The organism is Tateyamaria omphalii (genome assembly GCF_014651375.1).
Taxonomy (GTDB): domain Bacteria; phylum Pseudomonadota; class Alphaproteobacteria; order Rhodobacterales; family Rhodobacteraceae; genus Tateyamaria; species Tateyamaria omphalii.
Map to the genome: position 1 here is coordinate 21291 of NZ_BMWT01000006.1, position 19631 is coordinate 40921.

The 19631-nt window shown below is 59.2% G+C and carries 19 protein-coding genes; 8 read left to right on the forward strand and 11 right to left on the reverse strand.

Features of this window, described 5'->3' with window-relative positions; genetic code table 11:
• Position 1 precedes the first annotated feature (1 nt).
• From IE087_RS18500 to IE087_RS18515, 4 genes are all read left to right on the forward strand, one after another.
• On the forward strand, positions 2-319 hold the full coding sequence (locus tag IE087_RS18500) for a DUF2834 domain-containing protein (protein ID WP_189370871.1): 318 nt from the start codon (positions 2-4) through the stop codon (positions 317-319).
• An 88-nt stretch (positions 320-407) separates the two neighbouring features.
• Entirely contained in the window at positions 408-1598 is a 1191-nt protein-coding gene (locus IE087_RS18505) for a sugar-transfer associated ATP-grasp domain-containing protein (protein ID WP_189370872.1), read from the forward strand.
• Positions 1599-1638: 40 nt separating this feature from the next.
• Positions 1639-2904, forward strand: a complete 1266-nt coding sequence (gene lysA, locus IE087_RS18510) for a diaminopimelate decarboxylase (protein WP_189370873.1) — start codon at positions 1639-1641, stop codon at positions 2902-2904.
• A gap of 66 nt (positions 2905-2970) precedes the next feature.
• Positions 2971-5571: a TIGR02302 family protein gene (locus tag IE087_RS18515; RefSeq protein ID WP_189370874.1), complete on the forward strand. Its 2601-nt coding sequence runs from the start codon at positions 2971-2973 to the stop codon at positions 5569-5571.
• 3 nt (positions 5572-5574) lie between these two features.
• Here the strand turns inward: IE087_RS18515 and IE087_RS18520 are convergent, their stop codons facing one another.
• On the reverse strand, positions 5575-6387 hold the full coding sequence (locus tag IE087_RS18520) for a zinc-ribbon domain-containing protein (RefSeq protein WP_189370875.1): 813 nt from the start codon (positions 6385-6387) through the stop codon (positions 5575-5577).
• A gap of 148 nt (positions 6388-6535) precedes the next feature.
• On the opposite strand from IE087_RS18520, the gene IE087_RS18525 reads away from it, so the two are divergent.
• Genes IE087_RS18525 through IE087_RS18540 form a run of 4 tightly spaced genes read left to right on the forward strand, consistent with a single transcriptional unit; the run spans position 6536 to position 9432 of the window.
• Positions 6536-7213, forward strand: a complete 678-nt coding sequence (locus tag IE087_RS18525; RefSeq protein ID WP_189371094.1) for a cell division ATP-binding protein FtsE — start codon at positions 6536-6538, stop codon at positions 7211-7213.
• Positions 7213-8115, forward strand: a complete 903-nt coding sequence (locus IE087_RS18530; RefSeq protein ID WP_189370876.1) for a cell division protein FtsX — start codon at positions 7213-7215, stop codon at positions 8113-8115. Before IE087_RS18525 ends, IE087_RS18530 begins: the two co-directional genes overlap by 1 nt.
• The gene (locus IE087_RS18535; protein WP_189370877.1) at positions 8112-8843 is read left to right on the forward strand and encodes a lysophospholipid acyltransferase family protein; all 732 of its coding nucleotides are present in this window, start codon (positions 8112-8114) and stop codon (positions 8841-8843) included. Before IE087_RS18530 ends, IE087_RS18535 begins: the two co-directional genes overlap by 4 nt.
• Complete coding sequence (locus IE087_RS18540) at positions 8830-9432, forward strand: pyridoxamine 5'-phosphate oxidase family protein (protein ID WP_189370878.1); 603 nt, start codon at positions 8830-8832, stop codon at positions 9430-9432. Before IE087_RS18535 ends, IE087_RS18540 begins: the two co-directional genes overlap by 14 nt.
• Positions 9433-9496: 64 nt before the next feature.
• Here the strand turns inward: IE087_RS18540 and IE087_RS18545 are convergent, their stop codons facing one another.
• The 10 genes from IE087_RS18545 to IE087_RS18590 form a co-directional block, all read right to left on the reverse strand.
• The gene (locus tag IE087_RS18545; RefSeq protein ID WP_189370879.1) at positions 9497-9997 is read right to left on the reverse strand and encodes a fasciclin domain-containing protein; all 501 of its coding nucleotides are present in this window, start codon (positions 9995-9997) and stop codon (positions 9497-9499) included.
• A 296-nt stretch (positions 9998-10293) separates the two neighbouring features.
• Positions 10294-11682, reverse strand: a complete 1389-nt coding sequence (gene lpdA, locus IE087_RS18550) for a dihydrolipoyl dehydrogenase (protein ID WP_189370880.1) — start codon at positions 11680-11682, stop codon at positions 10294-10296.
• Between the two features lie 78 nt (positions 11683-11760).
• Entirely contained in the window at positions 11761-12171 is a 411-nt protein-coding gene (locus IE087_RS18555) for an MAPEG family protein (protein WP_189370881.1), read from the reverse strand.
• 13 nt (positions 12172-12184) lie between these two features.
• Positions 12185-12577, reverse strand: a complete 393-nt coding sequence (locus tag IE087_RS18560; RefSeq protein ID WP_189370882.1) for an MAPEG family protein — start codon at positions 12575-12577, stop codon at positions 12185-12187.
• Positions 12574-12933 carry a VOC family protein gene (locus tag IE087_RS18565; RefSeq protein WP_189370883.1) on the reverse strand — a complete coding sequence of 120 codons (360 nt, stop codon included), beginning with the start codon at positions 12931-12933 and terminating at the stop codon, positions 12574-12576. The genes IE087_RS18560 and IE087_RS18565 overlap by 4 nt, the downstream gene beginning before the upstream one ends.
• 4 nt (positions 12934-12937) lie before the next feature.
• Positions 12938-14470: a 2-oxoglutarate dehydrogenase complex dihydrolipoyllysine-residue succinyltransferase gene (gene odhB, locus IE087_RS18570; protein WP_189370884.1), complete on the reverse strand. Its 1533-nt coding sequence runs from the start codon at positions 14468-14470 to the stop codon at positions 12938-12940.
• Positions 14471-14474: 4 nt separating this feature from the next.
• Positions 14475-17432, reverse strand: coding sequence for a 2-oxoglutarate dehydrogenase E1 component (locus IE087_RS18575; protein WP_189370885.1), 2958 nt, complete (start codon positions 17430-17432; stop codon positions 14475-14477).
• A 23-nt stretch (positions 17433-17455) separates the two neighbouring features.
• On the reverse strand, positions 17456-18115 hold the full coding sequence (locus tag IE087_RS18580; protein ID WP_189370886.1) for an alpha/beta hydrolase family protein: 660 nt from the start codon (positions 18113-18115) through the stop codon (positions 17456-17458).
• A 92-nt stretch (positions 18116-18207) separates the two neighbouring features.
• A complete protein-coding gene (gene sucD / locus IE087_RS18585) occupies positions 18208-19092 on the reverse strand; it encodes a succinate--CoA ligase subunit alpha (RefSeq protein WP_189370887.1) in 885 nt (294 codons plus the stop codon).
• A 45-nt stretch (positions 19093-19137) separates the two neighbouring features.
• The gene (locus tag IE087_RS18590; RefSeq protein WP_189370888.1) at positions 19138-19614 is read right to left on the reverse strand and encodes a methyltransferase domain-containing protein; all 477 of its coding nucleotides are present in this window, start codon (positions 19612-19614) and stop codon (positions 19138-19140) included.
• Positions 19615-19631: the final 17 nt, after the last annotated feature.

Below are 19631 nucleotides of genomic sequence, written 5' to 3' on the forward strand. Positions count from 1 at the left end.
CATGGCCCCCATTCGCATGATGTACCTTGGCCTTGCCATTTGGGGGGCCATTCATCCGATGTACTACTTTGTCACTTGGTTTCAGACCAATAGCTGGGACCTGATGGCCATGGTCGATGCGTGGCATGTAAATGCGGCCACAAGCGGATTGGTTTGGGATCTGACGATTGCAGCCCTCGCACTGACCCTTTGGATCATGTCGGAGGTCGCCATACGCCGAAACTGGTCCGCATTGGTTGCAATTCCGGCAACATTTTGCATCGGGGTCAGCTGCGGATTACCCCTGTATCTGTTCCTACGTTCCCGTCCAGTTCAATAAAATTGGACCATTTTGAGCCCTAATTTCGCCCAATTCCTTTGATTGTTTCGCGATCAGGTACAACGCGTTCGAGCAAAGGAATAGCGTCATGGAACAGGTCGCTCCCAAGATATTACTGGCTGCACCGGCCAACCCAATCCCACCCACGTCACAGATGATTGTTGAAGTGGCGCGGCGCGACGGAGTGTCTCCTCTGCGCCAAATGCGCGAAATGTGGGCGCTGCGTGGCGGGCAGAACAAGCTGAGTCTGACGGAATACTACGACCTGGGAGTATTCGCTGCGGACATGCCGTTGGATGTTAAGAAGACGTTCGTCGGTGTCCAGGGCAACAAGCAATTGAACATGCGCCTGTCCCCGATGAAGATTACGGCAATTCGGTCCTTTACCAATGACAAGGTCATGTACACGTCGTTGTTGGATCGGCTTGGGGTGGCCACAACGCACACCCAAGCAGTGGTGCATCCATATCGTGCTTTCGGCACTCTACCGGTTCTTCGGGATGTCCAGGCGATTACCACTTATCTAAAAAATGAAGCTGTGTACCCGATCTTTGGCAAACCCTGTAACGGCTCGCGTAGTGTTGGATCAGCGTTGATCACCGAGTGTTCGGGCGACATGCTTCGCCTTGGCAATGGACGAGAAGCGGATGTAGCGGGCTTTGCCCAAGAATTGATCGAGGACTACCCCGAGGGCTTTATCTTCCAATCGGCAATCCAACAGCATCCGGATTTGACAAAGGTCGCGGGTCCGTCCATCGGCACCTTGCGCGTTGTCACACTGCGCGACGAAAATGGCCCTAAGGTTCTTTATTCGCTGTGGAAAATTCCGTCACCGTCCGCAATGTCTGACAACTTTTGGCAAGCCGGTTCCATGCTGGCGCATGTCGGGGCGGAGGATGGTGTCGTTGCCCGCTGCAAACGCGGCACCGGACTGGGGGCTGAGTGGATTGATCAACACACCACGACCGAAGCGCCTATTGTTGGTGTGCAAGTTCCGATGTGGGATCAGGTCAAACAACTCGCCATGGACGCCCATATGATGTTCCCGGAGTTCGGCGTCTTTGGGTGGGACATCGCCTTGTCAGACACCGGTCCGCTGGTAGTTGAGTGCAACGACAATCCATATCACACGCTGTATCAGCTGGCGACGGGTGACGGCATTATGAATGAATCGTTTATGCCGCAGTTTGACGCCGCAATCGCCTGTTCCAACGCAATGGTGAAAATGCGCGATGACCTTATGGCGCAACGGATTGCAGATACGAAACAAAGCAGGTGATGCATTGAAGATGGGCGTTTGCTGATTTAGGCAGGCGCCCATGGATCATTTTCTATATCGGAATGGCGTTCTGCACGCCGAGGATGTGCCGGTGGCCGAGATTGCGGTCGCCGTAGGTACTCCATTCTATGTCTATTCGACGGCCACCCTGCTGCGTCACTTCACGTTGTTTGACGATGCTCTCGACGGAATGGACCATCTTGTCTGCTATGCGATGAAAGCGGCGAGCAATCAGGCGATCCTGAAAACTCTTGCACAAGCAGGCGCAGGTATGGATGTCGTATCCGGCGGCGAATACGCGCGGGCTAAGGCTGCAGGTGTCCCGGGTGACAAGATCGTGTTTTCCGGCGTGGGCAAGACTGCGGAGGAAATCCGCACGGCCCTGACTGGCGGCATTCGTCAGTTCAACGTGGAATCCGAGCCCGAGATGGAGGTACTGAACCGTGTCGCGGGAGAGGTTGGTGTTGTTGCACCCATCACCATACGCGTGAACCCGGATGTGGATGCCAAGACCCACGCCAAGATCTCAACCGGAAAATCCGAGAACAAGTTTGGTATTCCCATCGCCCGTGCCCGCGAAGTCTATGCCATGGCAGGCGCGATGGACCATATCGAAGTCATAGGGATCGATGTGCATATCGGCAGCCAGTTGACCGATCTGACCCCGTTTGAACTGGCCTATCAGAAAGTGGCCGAGTTGACTGTGCAGCTGCGCGAGGACGGGCATGATATTCGCCGTTTGGATCTGGGTGGCGGGTTGGGCATTCCTTACGCCCGTTCGAACGAAGCACCGCCATTGCCGACTGACTACGGCGCAATGGTCAAGCGGACGGTGGGCCATCTGGGGTGCGAGGTCGAGATTGAACCGGGCCGCCTGATCGCGGGCAATGCGGGGCTGATGGTGTCAGAGGTTATCTATGTCAAATCGGGCGAAGGGCGTGATTTCCTGATCCTTGATGGGGCGATGAACGACCTGATCCGTCCAGCGATGTACGAGGCGCATCATGATATCGTTCCTGTGGTTGAACCGGCTCCGGGCACGGAACAGGCCCCCTATGACATCGTGGGACCGGTCTGCGAATCCGGCGATACGTTTGCCAAGCAGCGTATGATGCCACCCCTTGTGGCCGGAGACCTTGTCGCCTTCCGGTCAGCGGGAGCTTACGGCGCGGTTATGAGCAGTGAGTACAACACAAGACCATTGATCCCCGAAGTTTTGGTCAATGGCGATCAATACGCGGTGATCCGCGCACGTCCGACCTTTGACGAAATGATAAATCGCGATACCATTCCTGAATGGCTCTGACCTTCTCAGGGCCGCTTGAGGCTGTGGCGCTATGGTGCGCCGCGACACCGGCAAGGGACGCGATGAATGGCGAGTTTTTCCAGGCATGACGTTCGGCATGGGCTGAAAGCATTGCGCTGGCCGCTGGCGTTGACCCGCGCTGGAATGTTTGCCGAAGCCTTTTGGCAAGCGACATGGCCGCTGGCTACCGTCGTGCTGGCGGTTCTGGCGATACTGATGCTAGGCCTGCAAGACACGGTCATGGTCGAACTGGTCTGGTTCCTCGGTGTCGTTGCGGCGCTGGCCGGTATTGGTGCACTGATCTACGCTCTTCGCCGGTTCCGCATTCCAACGCGTGAAGCCGCCCTAGTCCGGTTGGATGAAACGTTGCCGGGACGCCCCATTCAGGCACTGATGGATGAACAAGCTATCGGAGACGACGATGCTGCGTCGACTGCGGTGTGGCGTGCGCACCAGGCGCGAATGGCTGAACGCGCCGCGGCGGCCCAACCTGTGCCTGCCGACTTACGAATTGCGCGCCGCGATCCTTACGCCTTGCGATATGTTGCCGTCCTGATTTTTGCTGTGGCGCTCATCTTTGGGTCTATCTGGCGAGTTGGTTCGGTTGCCGAAATGACGCCCGGTGCTGGCAACGGATTGGCGACAGGTCCTGTTTGGGAAGGTTGGGCTGAAAGCCCACGCTATACCGGTCGACCCACCATCTACCTGAATGACATTCCCGAAGGACCGCTTGAAGTGCCCGCTGGGTCGCTGATCACTCTCCGCCTGTATGGCGAAGTGGGTGCGCTAACTATTGCGGAAACCGTATCGAGTCGCATCGGAGAGGTGCCGCCAGCCTCAGAGCCGGAACAGGATTTCACAGTTGCTCAATCGGGTGAAATTGCAATCAATGGACCTGGGGGACGAACATGGGCAGTCACTGTCTTGCCGGATGCCCCGCCTGCGATTGCCGTTTTGGATGCGCCGGAGGCGACAGCGCTGGGCGAGATGACACTGCCCTTTGGTGCGTCTGATGACTATGGGGTGGAGGTGGGTGAGGCCCGATTTTCCCTGGACCTGGATGAAGTGGACCGACGCCACGGTCTGAGCATCGCACCGGAACAGCGTCCTGAAATCACCGCCTCATTGCCGATGCCGTTTACTGGCGGCCGGACAGAGTTCGAAGAGGCGCTGGTCGAGGATTTCTCGGAGCATCCATGGGCGAACCTGCCCGTGACCGTTGTCATGACGGCCCTTGATGCTGCAGAACAGCAGTCGGAAACCGAACCATTCAAGATGATCCTGCCTGGACGGCGGTTCTTTGATCCGATGGCTGCCTCCATCATTGAACAACGCCGCGATTTGTTGTGGTCGAAAGACAATAGCGCTCGTGTTGCGCAGATTCTGCGCGCCGTGGCCCATCGTCCGGACGACGTGTTCCGCCGCGAAGTGGATCAATTGCGCCTGCGCCGTGTCATCACCCGGCTTGAAACACTTGCCAGTTACGGCCTGACAGACGAGCAACAGGAAGATGTTGCGCGCGATATGTGGGACCTTGCCCTCGGGATTGAGGAAGGGGACCTGTCGGACGCTTTGGAGCGTTTGCGCCGTGCCCGCGAACGGCTGGAACAAGCCATGCGCGATGGCGCAAGTCAGGCCGAGATCGAGGAGCTGATGCAAGAGCTGCGCCGGGCGACCGATGATTACATGCAGCAACTGTCCCGCCAAGCAGAGCTGGATCGGCAAGAGAACGACGAGAACCCGCGCAATCAGCCCCAAAACCAGATGCAAATGACGCAGGACGATATCCAGCGCATGATGGATCGCATTCAGGAGCTGATGGAACAAGGTCGGATGGCTGAGGCCGAACAGGCCCTGCGCGAGTTGCAAGAGATGTTGGAGAACATGCAGGTCACCCAAGGGCAGGGCGGCGAAGGCCAAAGCCCTGGAGAACAGGCCATGGAGGGATTGGCCGAGACCCTGCGTGAACAGCAAGGTCTGAGCGATCAGGCGTTCCGCGATTTGCAAGAGCAGTTCAATCCGAATGCGCAAACCGGCGAGAGCCAGGGCAACGAAGGCCGTGACGGTGGTCAGGGCCGCGGCAATCAGCACAGCCAGGGTGGCGAAGGTCAGGGCGAGCAAGGCACCGACGAGGGCGGCGGAGACGGCAACGAGCAGGCCGAAGGACAATCCGAAGGATCCCTCGCTGATCGCCAGCAGGCCTTGCGAGATGAGCTGCGTCGCCAACAGGGCAGTCTGCCGGGGGCTGGAACCCCAGAAGGCGACGATGCGCGCGACGCGCTGGATCGTGCAGGCCGTGCCATGGACGGTGCGGAAGAGGCCTTGCGTCAACGGGATTTCGCAGAGGCCATCGACAACCAGTCACAGGCCATGGAGGCGCTACGCGAAGGCATGCGCGCCTTGGGCGAAGCGATGCAGCAGGAACAGCAGAACGCGCAGCAAGGGCAGGGCACTAGCGAAAGCGACCGTCGCGCCGAAGCGCGTGATCCCCTGGGCCGTGATCCGGGTGCAAATGGTTCTGTAGGCACCGAGGAAGGGCTGCTTCAGGGCGAGGACGTGTACCGCCGCGCCCGCGATCTGCTTGATGAAATTCGCCGCCGCTCGGGCGACGGCGAACGTCCTGATGTAGAACTTGACTACCTCAAGCGTCTGCTAGACCGGTTTTAAGGCTTAGCCTTCCTCTGCCGGCGCGGTCAGATTGTCGAGCCATGTCAGCCCCGCTGCAACCTGCCCATCCAGCCATACACGGGCGCTGTCCACCTGTGCGACATAGGCGCTGAGGAATGGGTCGGCCTGGGGAACTGCCCGCGCGATATCCGGTGCAAAGACATAGATCGCGCCGAGGATCACCGCCAGCAGGATCATCAGCATGAAACCACGCCGGAAACCGGATTTCCGCGGAGCCATCTCGATGGGGTCGGTTGCTGAATCTACCCCAGACGCGGTCTGCCGGTCACTGGTCGACCGAAGGGTCGAGTTGATTTCCTCGATATCGGGCAAAAGGTCACGGCGGGATCCGATGGCCGCTGCTGTTGCAGCTGCTTCCGATATTTGTTCGGGAACTGCTTCTTCGCCGCGCATCCGCGCCATCCGCTCGCGCGCTTCGCGGGCACGGCGATCTGCGTCCGTTTCGGCGCTGTCAAGGCCCAGGTCGGGTTGACTTTCAAGGCCTTCTGTTTCGGTCGCCCTGGCTTGGGCTTCGATCTCTGCTTCCTGGCGCAGGATATCCGCAACTGACGGGTCCAACTCACGCCGTTGCGGCTCTGGGGCTTCGGAACGCTCTTCGTCTTCGACCGGTTCATCATCCGGCGGCGCCAGATCTGCAGGCGCGTCCGCCTCTTCCGGTTCCTCGGGGGCGTGGTCGGGATGATGCTGAAACCAGGTCTGGCCGCAATTCGAACACTGCACGTCGCGCCCCTCAGAGGGGATCACGTCATCGACAACCTCGTATTGCGCATCGCAATTGGGACATATCAGCCGCATTTTTCGGTCCTGCCTCGGTTTTGCGTGTCACCATATGTTGTAGGAATTGTTCAGAAAAGACATAAGTGCGACCACCGCTGCCAGAGCATACAGATTGAAACTGGCATGGTGCTAAGGCACAACAGGTGCCAAGAGGGCGAGGGTGCACGTGATCGAGCTGGAAAATGTAGCCTACAGCTATGGCGGGGGCGAGCTGCTGTCCGACATTTCCGTCAAGTTGGCCCCAGGGTCGTTTCACTTCCTGACCGGCCCGTCAGGCGCAGGCAAGACCACACTTCTGAAGCTTTGCTATGGTGCGCTCCTGCCGACGGCCGGTCATGTTCGGTTGTTTGAACGGGATGTAAGGAGCCTCGAGCGGGACGACGTGGCCATGATCCGGCGCAGGGTCGGTGTCGTGCATCAGGATGTACAATTCCTTGATCATCTAAGTGTTTCCGACAATGCTGCACTGCCTTTGACTGTCTCGGGACGGCAGGCGGACACGGCGAACGGAGATTTGACGGAACTCATGGCATGGGTTGGCCTGACACATCGCGCCGATGCCATGCCGCCCGAGCTGTCAGGGGGCGAACGCCAGCGTGCAGCGCTGGCCCGGGCGGTGATCATGTCGCCGGATGTAGTGCTTGCGGATGAACCGACTGGCAATGTGGATTGGGATATGTCGCAACGTTTGCTGACCCTGCTGGTCGAGCTGAACAAGATGGGTAAAACCGTGCTGCTGGCGACGCATGACCTGTCCCTGATCCGTGCGGCAAAAGCCCAGGTGCAAGCACGCGTCCTGCGTATCTCGAACAGACGCGTACAGCTGGCAGGAGCGGACCTGTGATGTTTGACCGGAACACCCTGCGGGCTCTTGCCGCCGGTGATCGACATGCCGACCGCGTGGTGCCACCGACGGGATTTACGGCACAGTTGACCCTTTTCGTATCGGGCGCGATGGCCTTTCTGGCTGTGTTCGCCTTGGCTTTGTCACTGGCCTCGGGTCGTTTGGCTGACCGGTGGGGCGATGAACTGGCGCGCACCGCAACCATTCGCATCGTCGCACCCGAAGATCAGCGGGCAATCCAGACAACCGCAGCTTTGCAAGTGCTGTCGACAACCCCTGGTATCGCTAACGCGCGCGCTCTGACCGACGAAGAACAGCAGGCTTTGCTGGCCCCTTGGTTCGGGCAGGATCTGCCGTTGGACACACTTCCTATCCCCCGCTTGATCGAGATCGAAGCGACGGACCAGGGGTTCGATGCCACCGGCTTGCGCTTGCGCCTGGCAGCAGAGGTCCCCGGCGCGGTGCTGGACGATCATGGCCGCTGGCGTGAACCACTGGTGTCTGCTGCGCAGCGGATGCGCCTCCTTGGCTGGACCGTTGCTTTGCTGATCATCGGTGCCGTTGCCGCCATGGTGACGTTGGCGGCCAATGCAGCTCTAGCGGCTAATGCACAGGTCATCGCTGTTCTTCGCCTTGTTGGGGCCACGGACAGCTACATCGCCAATGCGTTTGTGCGACGGTTTACATTGCGCGCTCTTGTCGGTTCAGCGGTAGGGACGTTCATCGGGCTGATCGCCGTGTGGATAATGCCTTCGGGCGGAGAAACACCGGGTTTTCTGACCGGGCTTGGGTTCAGCGGTTTGGGTTGGCTGGTCCCCATCGTTTTGCCAGTCGTTTGCGCAGCGGTCGCCTTGCTTGCGACGGCGTACGCCGCCAGTCGTGCCCTGAGGACCCTCACATGATTCAATATGTTCGCTCATTGGTCTTTGTCGGCCATATCTACGTGATGATGTTGGTGATCGGGCTTTTATGGGCCCCCTATGCCATCGTCAGCAAGCATGGCGCACGCTCGGCCTGTAAAACCTACAGCCGGTACGTGTTCTGGTCGATGCGATGGATGGTTGGCCTTAAGGCCGAAGTAAGGGGAGACGTGCCGGAGGGTGAGGTGCTGATTGCGGCCAAGCATCAATCATTCCTTGATATCATGATGATCTTTACTGCGCTGCCGTCGGCAAAGTTCATCATGAAACGGTCAATCTTGTGGACGCCGATCATCGGACTGTATGCGAAGCGGCTGGATTGTGTGCCAGTGGATCGCGGAAAGCGTGGCGCAGCCATTGTCAAAATGGTCCGGGATGTGGAGGCCGGGCGCGCTACACCAGGTCAACTGATCATCTATTCGCAGGGCACGCGGGTCGCCCCTGGGGTCAAGAAGCCCTACAAGGTGGGCACAGCCGTACTTTACGAACAACTGGGGCAGCCTTGTGTACCCGTGGCCACCAATGTGGGTGTCTTTTGGCCACGCACGGGCATCATGCGCAAACCGGGGACTGCCATTGTCGAATTTTTGCCAGCGATGCCTAACGGCTTGGACCGTGATACGTTCCTGGACCAGCTGGAAGCTACGGTAGAGGAACGATCAGATGCCCTGATGCGCGAAGGAGGGTTTGAGCCCAATGGAGTTCATTGAAGACATTCCGGCGCTTGAAGCGCTCTACGGCACCCCAGGACAACCCTCGTTGCGAAAGGTGGCGGACCATCTGACCCCGCTCTACGCCAAGTGGATTGCCACGTCACGCTTTGTTGTGCTGACGACGGTCGGCCCGGACGGCACTGACGGCAGTCCGCGCGGTGATGATGGACCTGTTGTGCTTCAGCTTGATCCCAAAACACTGGCGCTACCGGATTGGCGCGGGAACCAGAGGCTCGACAGCCTGCGGAACATCGTAGAAGACGGCCGCGCATCCTTGATGTTTATGGTGGCTGGTTCAAATACGGTTGTGCGTGTGAATGGTCAGGCGCGGCTAACAGCGGACGAAGGTTTGCGGCAGCGGTTCGAACAGAAGGGGCGGCATCCGGCCACCGTCATCGTGATCCGCGTAGATGAGGTTTACACCCAATGCGCGCGCGCTGTGATTCGCGCTGGACTGTGGGCCCGCAACGATGTCGAGGGCCTGCCGACCCCGGGCGAGATACTTGCAGAAGTGTCCGAAGGGGATGAAGGCGGGGCATCTTATGATGCTGCATGGCCCGAGCGCGCGGCCCGGGCCATGTGGTAGCCGTTTTCTGATACAGAAAACGGGCCAGAAACGCTGTCAATTTCCGGCTCTGCTCGGACCTGATTTAAGGCAGAAGCACTGCGTCGATGGCGTGGATCACACCGTTTGACGCAAAGATGTCTGGCTGAATGACATTGGCATCATTCACTTTCACGCCTGACCCGAACTTGCCGACGATCCCGTTCACATCGAGTGTGCCGCCTTGGACGGTTGTCACGTTCTGGCGCGTGCCCAGCACGTCACCCGCGGTGATCTGGCCCGGTACAACATGGTAAGTGAGGATATTGACCAGCTGGTCTTTGTTTTCCGGCAAGAGCAAGTTGTCGACCGTGCCTGCGGGCAGTGCGGCGAATGCATCATTTGTAGGCGCGAAGACAGTGAAGGGGCCGGGGCCTTTAAGTGTATCAACCAACCCTGCGGCCTGCACAGCAGCAACGAGCGTTGAGAAGTTCGGATCGCCTGCCGCGATATCGACGATGTCCGGGTCTTGTGGTTGCGCGCATGCGGCCAGTGTCAACAGGGCAGCGCCGCCCCCGATCAGTTTCAAAGTGCTGCGACGATCCATGATGATGTCCTCTTGTCGTTTGGCATTAATCAATCAACCCAGACGGGCTGCTCTAACAAAGAGGGCGGTTTGCCAAAAAGGGAATAACACGCATCCCGTTACATCGGCGTGAACGCGCCATGCAGCGGATTTGCTCCGAGGTCGCCTCCGTTCGGTGGCGGATGGTCGCCAGTTTTGTGCTTTTTCTGTAATTCTCTGGACGTAAGAGCCGGTCCTATGACTAGGCCTCGACTCAAATAAAAAGGGCCGGTTATCTACAAACCGACCCTTTTGCATGCGTCTTTGTAATTCCGAGCTTAGCTGTGAATCGCCCCAAGACCACAGGCCAGCGCCGCCTCGCGCACCGCTTCGGAGTAGGTGGGGTGGGCGTGGCAGGTCAGGGCCAGGTCTTCGGCGGAAGCGCCAAATTCCATCGCCACGCAGACCTCGTGGATCAGGTCACCGGCGCTTGGACCGATGATATGAGCACCAAGGATACGGTCGGTTTCAGCGTCGGCGAGGATTTTGACGAACCCGTCTGCTGCAAAGTTTGCCTTGGCGCGACCGTTGCCCATGAAGCTGAACTTGCCCGCCTTGTACTTACGCCCTTCGGCTTTCAGCATCTCTTCGGTTGCGCCTACATTGGCGACCTCGGGGTGGGTGTATATCACGCCGGGGATGACACCGTAATTCACGTGCCCATGCTTTCCCGCCACCTGATCGGCGGCGGCCATGCCTTCATCCTCCGCCTTGTGGGCCAGCATTGGCCCCTCGATCACGTCGCCGATGGCGTAGATGCCGGGGATGTTGGTTTGCCAATGGGCATCCACTGCAATCTGGCCACGGTCCGTCATCTTGACGCCGAGCGCATCCAGACCAAGCCCGTCGGTGTAGGGTTTGCGGCCCGTCGCAACCAAAACGACGTCAGCGTCCATTTCGTGTTCGCTGTCATCCTTGCGCAGTTTGTAGTGCACCTTGGCCTTGTTCTTGGCGACGTCGACCTTTTGAACGGCGGCACCCATGGTGAAGCCCAGGCCTTGTTTGGTCATGATCTTCTTGAACTGGCGCTGGACCTCGACATCCATGCCGGGTGTGACGGCATCCAGGAATTCGATCACCTGCACTTCGGCTCCAAGGCGCTTGTAGACCGAGCCGAGCTCCAGCCCGATCACGCCCGCGCCGATCACCACCATCTTCTTGGGCACCTTGCCCAGCTCCAGCGCGCCGGTTGAGCTGACCACAACCTTTTCGTCGATCTCGACACCCGGCAGTGTGGCGACGTCGGACCCGGTGGCGATGATGATGTTCTTGGCTTCGTGAACCTCGTCGCCCACCTTGACCTTGCCGGCCTCGGGGATGCTGCCCCAGCCTTTGAGCCAGTCGATCTTGTTCTTCTTGAACAGGAATTCGACACCCTTGGTGTTCTGGCCGATGGTGTCGGCCTTGTATTGCAGCATCTGCTTCCAATCGACCGACGGGCTTTTACCCTTGAGACCCATGGCGGCAAAGTTGTGTTCGGCTTCGTGCAGCATGTGGCTGGCGTGCAGCAGTGCTTTGGACGGGATGCAGCCGACGTTCAGGCAGGTGCCGCCCAGCGTCTCGCGCCCTTCAACGCAGGCTGTTTTCAAGCCCAGCTGTGCGCAGCGGATCGCGCAGACATAGCCGCCGGGGCCGGAGCCGATGATGATTACGTCGTAAGAAGCCATGGGTTTGGTCCTTTTGTTTTGGCGTCGGACCGGTGGCGCTGCCCCCGGACCCCCGTGGTATTTTCAGTCAGAAGAAGATCATAAGAGCGCTGCAATTAACATGCAGGGCGCGGCGAGAAAGCCTACGAACCAGATCAGTGACCGCCAAGGGGTCAGGCCGAAATAGTAGGCGGGTATGTATAGGATGCGGGAGGTCAGGTAGGTCCAGGCGCAGGTGGCAGTAAAGGCCGTGTTTGCATTTGCGAGCGACACAACGATGACGGCGATCGTAAACAGCGCGAGGCTTTCGAAGTGGTTTTCCCATGCTCGGATCAAACGGGCGGTTTTGTCAGACACCTGATCCTGAATGTCACCGCCCAAACGCTTGCGGTCCCTCGGTGACAGCGTCTTGCCCTTCGGCAATTCGATGTTCGTGGGCACAGCCATAAGCACGAATTGCAGCACTTGAAGCATGGCCGCGAGGGCAAGAGCGGTGAGTTCCGGTGTCATCGTGTCTGTCCGGTCAGGCCCCCAACAACGGCAGGATCATCAGCACCAGCCCGCCAAGAGACGCGAACCATGCGATGGAGCGTACCATGGGGATGCCCGAGGCGTAGGCGGGGATATAGGCGACACGCGCCCAGAACCAAAGTGCGGCGCCGGTGGCCGATGTGGCCGTGCCAAGATCCGTGACCTTGAGTATCAGCGCGAGCGCAATGAAGGCGGGGAGTGTTTCTAGGTAGTTCTTGAGAGCGCGCTGGATGCGGCCAGCGATCATGTTCTGGTCGCGGTGCTCGTCCTGCGGGCCAAGCGCCCAGCCAAGGCCTTTTGACAGGTCTGAGAAGGTGGCCTGAATGATTGCGTGAGCGATCAGCAGGATGACTGCGTAGGTCAGATAGGTGAGTTCTGGGGTCATTGGGAGGTCGCCATTGTCTTGAGGATGTTTCGATCCGGGTCTTCAACCTCGAGGCTGCGGGATCCATCGGCATTCTCGTGGATGGCTGCCACGCTGGCAACTGATGCAATTTGATCGTGAAGAGCGTCAATGTCGGCCGTCGCAAGATGAAAGTCTACTGATCCGCCGAGCGTTCGATGGCCGCCTCCTGCGCCAGATACATATAGCGCCAGACCTGGTTCCGGATGGTCGAATTGCGCCCACCCGAATTGTTCGGCGACAAAGCTTGCCTTGCAATCCAATAGCGTCTCATAGAACCGCAAAGATGCGGCCAAGTCAGCGACCGGAATTTTCACAAGTGCAAGTTGCAAGGCCATATGCTTACAAATCCATCAACAGACGTCGCGGATCCTCCAGCGCCTCTTTTACCCGCACGAGGAACGTCACCGCCCCTTTGCCGTCCACGATCCGGTGGTCGTAGGAAAGCGCCAGGTACATCATCGGACGGATCACAACCTGACCGCCAATCGCCATGGGGCGATCTTGGATTTTATGCATGCCAAGAATACCTGACTGCGGCGGGTTCAGGATGGGCGAGGACATGAGCGAGCCGTAGACGCCGCCATTCGAGATAGTGAACGTGCCGCCCTGCATTTCGGCCATGCTCAGCTTGCCGTCGCGCGCGCGGGCGCCTTTTTCCGCGATGGCCTGCTCGATGGCGTGGAACGACATGGCGTCCGCGTCTCGGATCACTGGCACCACGAGGCCCGTGGGCGTGCCCGCGGCAATGCCCATGTGTACGAAGTTCTTGTAGACGATGTCTGTGCCATCGATCTCGGCATTCACTTCGGGCACTTCTTTCAGAGCATGACAACACGCCTTGGTGAAGAATGACATGAAGCCCAGCTTGACGCCATGTTTCTTGAGAAACAGGTCTTTGTATTCGTTCCGCAGGGCCATCACCTCGGTCATGTCCACCTCGTTGTAGGTGGTGAGCATGGCGGCAGTGTTCTGGCTGTCCTTGAGACGCTTTGCGATGGTTTGGCGCAGGCGGGTCATCTTCACCCGCTCCTCGCGAGCCGCATCGTCCGCGGCGACAGGTGCGCGGGGGGCTGCGACAGGGGCCGCCGGTGCGGGCGCGGTGGCTGCCGCTGCGACGGCCTTGGCCACATCCTCTTTCATCACACGGCCATCACGGCCCGTGCCGGTGACCTGATCGGCACTGATCCCGGCCTCGGCCATCGCTTTCTGGGCCGACGGCGCATTTTCAACATCCGAACGCCCTGTCCCCGCGGGGACAGCAGCCGAAGCGGCCTCGGGGGCTGCTGCGGCAGGCGCAGCGGCAGCGCCGGAAGAGGAGATCACCGCCAGCTTGGCGGATGCATCAACGGTGGTCCCTTCGGGCGCCGTGATTTCAGCAAGGACACCCGCAGCGGGCGCGGGGACTTCGACGCTGACCTTGTCGGTTTCCAACTCGCAGAGCATTTCGTCTTGCGCGACGCTGTCACCAACAGCTTTGAACCATGTGCTGACGGTTGCCTCCGTTACGCTTTCGCCCAAGGTCGGCACCATCACGTCGACAGTTTCACCGCCGGCCGCAGCTTTGGGCGCGGCGTCACGCTGCTCTTCGTGATGCTCTTTCGGTCCGTCACCGGATGGGGCAGCGGCCGCACCGGCCCCTTCGGCAATGTTGGCCAGCAGGGCGTCAACGCCAACTGTTTCGCCTTCGGCGGCCACGATATCGGCAAGAGTTCCGGCGACTGGGCTGGGCACCTCTACCGTAACCTTGTCGGTTTCCAACTCGCACAGCATCTCGTCCACCGCGACACTGTCGCCGGGTTTCTTGAACCATGTGGCGACGGTGGCTTCGGTGACACTTTCGCCCAGTGTGGGCACGCGGACTTCGGTGGTCATTGTCTTATCCTTCGATGGTCAGCGCTTCGTTGACGAGCGCGGCTTGTTGGGCTTTGTGCTGGCTGGCCAGACCTGTGGCAGGGCTGGCAGATGTGGCGCGGCCTACGTAGACGGGGCGCTGATGCTTGGCCTTGATGCGGGTCAGGACCCATTCGATGTTGGGCTCGATGAATGTCCAGGCGCCCTGGTTCTTGGGCTCTTCCTGGCACCAGACCATTTCGGCTCCTTTGAACCGCTCCAGTTCCTTGACCAGAGAGATCGCCGGGAACGGATAGAACTGTTCAATCCGCATCAGATAGATGTCGTCGATGCCGCGGGCGTCACGTTCTTCGAGCAGGTCGTAATAGACCTTTCCCGAACACATAACGACGCGCTTGATCTTGTCGTCCTTGGCCAGTTTGGTGTCGGAGTTCCCGTGCTCAGCGTCGTCCCACAGGACGCGGTGGAAGGACGAGCCGGTTGTGAACTCCTCGGCCTTGCTGATGGCCAGCTTGTGACGCAGCAGGGATTTTGGCGTCATCAGGATCAGCGGCTTGCGGAAGTCGCGGTGGATCTGTCGGCGCAGGATATGGAAGTAGTTGGCTGGTGTCGTGCAGTTGGCGATGATCCAGTTGTCCTGACCGCACATCTGCAGGAAGCGTTCAAGGCGGGCAGAGGAGTGTTCTGGCCCTTGCCCTTCGAACCCGTGTGGCAGCAGAACGGTCAGGCCTGACATGCGCAACCACTTGCTCTCGCCCGAGCTTATGAACTGATCGAACATGATCTGCGCACCGTTGGCAAAATCGCCAAACTGGGCTTCCCACAGCGTCAGGGCATTCGGTTCAGCCATCGAGTAGCCGTATTCAAAGCCCAGCACCGCGTATTCCGACAACATCGAGTCGATGACTTCATATTGCGCCTGACCCGCCCGAATCTGGTTGAGAGGGTAGTACCGTTCTTCGGTCTCTTGGTTCACATAGCCCGAGTGCCGTTGACTGAACGTGCCGCGGGTTGAATCCTGACCGGCAAGGCGTACGGGGAACCCTTCGGTCAGAAGCGAGCCGAAGGCCAGCGCCTCACCCGTGGCCCAGTCAAACCCTTCGCCGCTATCGAACATCTTTCTCTTGGCTTCGATCAGACGACCGACGGTCTTGTGCATCGGGAAGCCGTCCGGCGTGGATGTCAGCGCTTTGCCCACATCGGCCAGTGTTTCCGGCGCGGTGGCTGTCTTGCCACGCTGGTAGTCGTCCTTGTTCTTGTCGAGGTGCGACCACTTCCCGTCCAGCCAATCAGCCTTGTTCGGTTTGTAATCTTTGCCCGCTTCGAATTCGTCATTCATGCGTGCCTGGAAGGCCGCTTTCATATCCTCGATCTCGCCCTCGGGGATCAGGCCGTCACGGACCAGACGCTCGGTATAAAGTGTGAGGGTCGTTTTGTGCTTCTTGATCCGTTTGTACATCACCGGGTTGGTAAACATGGGCTCGTCGCCCTCGTTGTGACCAAAGCGGCGGTAGCAGAAGATGTCGATCACCACATCCTTGCGGAACTTCTGGCGGAACTCGGTGGCAACCTTGGCGGCGTGCACCACGGCCTCGGGATCGTCGCCGTTCACGTGGAAGATCGGTGCCTCAACCACCAGCGCGTTGTCGGTGGGATAGGGGGACGAGCGTGAGAAGTGCGGCGCAGTGGTAAAGCCGATCTGGTTGTTCACCACGATATGCATGGTGCCGCCTGTCTTATGTCCGCGTAGGCCGGACAGGGCGAAGCATTCAGCCACGACGCCCTGACCTGCAAAGGCCGCATCGCCGTGTAGCAAGATCGGCATAACGCTTGTGCGTTCGTGGTCATTGTTCTGGTCTTGTTTGGCGCGTGCTTTGCCCAGAACCACAGGGTTCACGGCTTCGAGGTGAGAGGGGTTCGCGGTGAGTGAGAGGTGCACCGTGTTACCGTCGAACTCGCGGTCGGACGAGGCGCCGAGATGGTATTTTACATCACCCGAGCCATCGACATCCTCGGGTTTGAAGCTGCCGCCCTGAAACTCGTTAAAGATTGCCTTGTAGGGTTTGGCCATCACGTTCGCGAGAACGGACAGGCGCCCCCGGTGGGGCATGCCGATCACGATGTCCTTCACTCCCAGCGCTCCACCGCGCTTGATGATCTGTTCCATCGCGGGGATCAGGCTTTCGCCGCCATCAAGGCCAAAGCGTTTGGTGCCCATGTATTTGACGTGCAGAAACTTCTCGAAGCCTTCGGCCTCGACCATCTTGTTCAGAATGGCCTTGCGCCCCTCGCGGGTGAACTGAATTTCCTTGCCGAAGCCTTCGATCCGCTCCTTGAGCCAGCTGGCTTCCTCGGGGTCCGAGATGTGCATGTATTGCAGGGCAAAGGTGCCGCAATAGGTGCGTTTCACGATCGCTACGATTTCGCGCATCGTAGCGACCTGCAGGCCCAGTACGTTGTCGATAAAGATCGGGCGGTCCATGTCGGCCTCGGAGAAGCCGTAGGACTTGGGGTCCAGTTCCGGGTGCGGGGTTTGATCGCGCATGCCCAGCGGGTCCAGATCGGCCACAAGGTGCCCCCGGATGCGGTAGGCGCGGATGATCATCAGTGCGCGGATACTGTCCAGTACGGCGCGCTTGATCTGGTCGTTGGAGACCTCAACGCCTTTTTCGGCGGCCTTCGCTTTGATCTTGTCGCCTGCGCCTTTCACTTCCGGTTCGGGCGCCCATTCGCCAGTGAGAGCTGCGGTCAGATCGTCACCGGGTTGCGGGGGCCAATCCGTGCGCGCCCAAGACGGTCCCTCTGCCTCGCGTTTGACGCTGACCTCGTCATCGCCCATCGCCTTGAAGAACGCCTGCCAGCTTTCATCAACGGCTGCAGGGTCGTTGGCATAACGGGCGTACATCTGTTCAAGATATTCCGCATTATGCCCCTGCATGAAGGATGAGGCATGGAACTGGTCGTTGGGGGATTGGTCGGTCATTGTGATGCTCCGATCGTTCAGGCTTAACGAAGGTGTTTGCGGATCAGTTTGTCCACATTGACTTTGTATGCGGTCCACTTGTGGTTGCCGCCTTCAGGGGTGATGAGTTCGATATCCGCACCCGACGTCTTTGCAATTCCCACATATTGCTGAGCAAAAAGTGGCAGCGTGTTTTCGTCATTCATGTTGGTGAGCGCATATGTCTTGGTGGAGTGTGGCAAACGATTTGCAAAATCATGTGGTGACTGGCTCTGTTTCCAGGTATTTTTGCCGCTCCTGTGCATGCGCCAAAGCGGAACATTGCAGGGGCAGGCCGTGAGGATCGCAACATCTATAATACCAGGATAGGCCCCAATGATGATACCGGTGTGGGCTGCGCCGCCTGAATGTCCCATGACAATCAGGTTGCGCGTTCCAAGCGATGCCTTCATCGCGGCAAGTGACTGCGCAATCAGCGCATTGTTCGTCTCGGTATAGTGATCTTTCGACGGGTTCTGCCCGGGACTGCTCTGACCGTTGTATTGGTAGGCTGGCCGATTAAGGGTCACGACAGTGGTATCACGGGTACTTTGAGCCAATGTGTCTGCATAGCTGTCGTACCGTCCTGGCCCACCATCGCCATGCAGTATCACCACGAGATTCCGGTTGCCGCTGCCCCACACTTCGCCTGTCAACTGACCCATGCTTAGCGCCGATGCGAGCCCGGGCACCAAAATCAATGCGCTGATCCACATGGTCAGCGCTGCACGTGACAGCGTTATGTGGGGCGAAAGCCTCATCCCTTGATTGCTTCCATCACCGCTTCACCCAGCGTCGCCGGGCTGTCGGCCACCACGATGCCCGCGGACCGCATCGCTTCGATCTTGTCTTCGGCGCCGCCTTTGCCACCGGCGACAATCGCGCCTGCGTGACCCATGCGGCGGCCCGGAGGGGCGGTGCGGCCTGCGATGAAGCCAGCGGTTGGCTTCCAGCGGCCTTTTTTCTTCTCGTCGGCGAGGAATTGGGCGGCGTCTTCTTCTGCCGAGCCACCGATCTCACCAATCATGATGATGCTTTCGGTCTCGTCATCTGCCAGGAACATCTCGAGCACGTCGATATGCTCGGTCCCCTTGATGGGGTCGCCACCGATGCCCACGGCCGAAGATTGGCCCAGACCCATATCCGTTGTCTGTTTCACAGCCTCATACGTAAGCGTACCCGACCGGCTGACGACACCCACGCTCCCGCGCTTGTGAATGTGACCGGGCATGATGCCGATCTTGCACGCATCAGGCGTGATGACACCAGGGCAGTTGGGGCCGATCAAGCGGCTGGCTGACCCTTCCAAAGCGCGCTGCACTTTCATCATGTCCAGCACCGGAATGCCTTCGGTGATGCAGACGATCAGGGGCATCTCGGCGTCGATGGCTTCGAGGATCGAGTCGGCGGCGAAGGGTGGAGGGACGTAGATGACTGAGGCGTTTGCTTCGGTCTTTTCCATCGCCTCGTGAACCGAATTGAAAACGGGCAAGTCCAGATGCGTCTGGCCGCCTTTGCCGGGTGTCACACCACCTACCATTTTGGTGCCGTAGGCGATGGCCTGCTCGGTATGGAACGTGCCTTGCGACCCGGTCAGACCTTGGCAGATCACCTTGGTGTTTTCGTCAATCAATACGGCCATTTTGGGCGTCTCCTTCGGGGGTATCCATGATATGTGCGGGGCGTGTCATGCGGGGGCGGACCCCTTGCGCAACAGTGCCTTGATGTTGTCGTCGATGGGCAGGCCAACACGGTTGACCAATTCGACGGTGAAGCCGACACGCGCTGCAGCATCGCGCAGCGTATCAAGCGTGAAGTAGGTGACGTGATCGGGGTAGCGGAAGCCGCACCATTTCCCGCCAGTGACACGGCGGTTGACCGACCCAAAGTTCGGCACGCGAACATAGGCTGGGGCGCCCGGTTTCAACACACGCCAAACACCTTTTAGAACGCCCATCAGATCCACCTCGTGTTCAAGGTGGCTGTGCATGATGACCCTATCGAACATGTCGAGTGCGAAATCCCAGATCGCCTTGGCACCGGCGCCATGTACGCAGTACCCGCCGCGCGCACGCATCCAATCGTCAGCATAGGCATCCAGGGATTTGCTGAGTTCGATGCCATAGGGGGCATCGGCTCGGGCACGTTCACCAGTTTGCCGCAACCAACATCCAAGACTTG

Bases quoted from the DNA above. Each gene is read 5' to 3' on its own strand.
- lysA (WP_189370873.1), top strand. From the start codon at position 1,639: ATGGATCATTTTCTATATCGGAATGGCGTTCTGCACGCCGAGGATGTG.
- IE087_RS18505 (WP_189370872.1), top strand. From the start codon at position 408: ATGGAACAGGTCGCTCCCAAGATATTACTGGCTGCACCGGCCAACCCA.
- IE087_RS18520 (WP_189370875.1), bottom strand. From the start codon at position 6,387: ATGCGGCTGATATGTCCCAATTGCGATGCGCAATACGAGGTTGTCGAT.
- IE087_RS18580 (WP_189370886.1), bottom strand. From the start codon at position 18,115: ATGGGTCAGTTGACAGGCGAAGTGTGGGGCAGCGGCAACCGGAATCTC.
- lpdA (WP_189370880.1), bottom strand. From the start codon at position 11,682: ATGGCTTCTTACGACGTAATCATCATCGGCTCCGGCCCCGGCGGCTAT.
- IE087_RS18575 (WP_189370885.1), bottom strand. From the start codon at position 17,432: ATGACCGACCAATCCCCCAACGACCAGTTCCATGCCTCATCCTTCATG.
- IE087_RS18535 (WP_189370877.1), top strand. From the start codon at position 8,112: ATGATTCAATATGTTCGCTCATTGGTCTTTGTCGGCCATATCTACGTG.
- IE087_RS18545 (WP_189370879.1), bottom strand. From the start codon at position 9,997: ATGGATCGTCGCAGCACTTTGAAACTGATCGGGGGCGGCGCTGCCCTG.
- IE087_RS18515 (WP_189370874.1), top strand. From the start codon at position 2,971: ATGGCGAGTTTTTCCAGGCATGACGTTCGGCATGGGCTGAAAGCATTG.
- IE087_RS18540 (WP_189370878.1), top strand. From the start codon at position 8,830: ATGGAGTTCATTGAAGACATTCCGGCGCTTGAAGCGCTCTACGGCACC.
- IE087_RS18555 (WP_189370881.1), bottom strand. From the start codon at position 12,171: ATGACACCGGAACTCACCGCTCTTGCCCTCGCGGCCATGCTTCAAGTG.
- odhB (WP_189370884.1), bottom strand. From the start codon at position 14,470: ATGACCACCGAAGTCCGCGTGCCCACACTGGGCGAAAGTGTCACCGAA.
- IE087_RS18500 (WP_189370871.1), top strand. From the start codon at position 2: ATGGCCCCCATTCGCATGATGTACCTTGGCCTTGCCATTTGGGGGGCC.
- IE087_RS18565 (WP_189370883.1), bottom strand. From the start codon at position 12,933: ATGGCCTTGCAACTTGCACTTGTGAAAATTCCGGTCGCTGACTTGGCC.
- IE087_RS18560 (WP_189370882.1), bottom strand. From the start codon at position 12,577: ATGACCCCAGAACTCACCTATCTGACCTACGCAGTCATCCTGCTGATC.
- IE087_RS18530 (WP_189370876.1), top strand. From the start codon at position 7,213: ATGTTTGACCGGAACACCCTGCGGGCTCTTGCCGCCGGTGATCGACAT.
- sucD (WP_189370887.1), bottom strand. From the start codon at position 19,092: ATGGCCGTATTGATTGACGAAAACACCAAGGTGATCTGCCAAGGTCTG.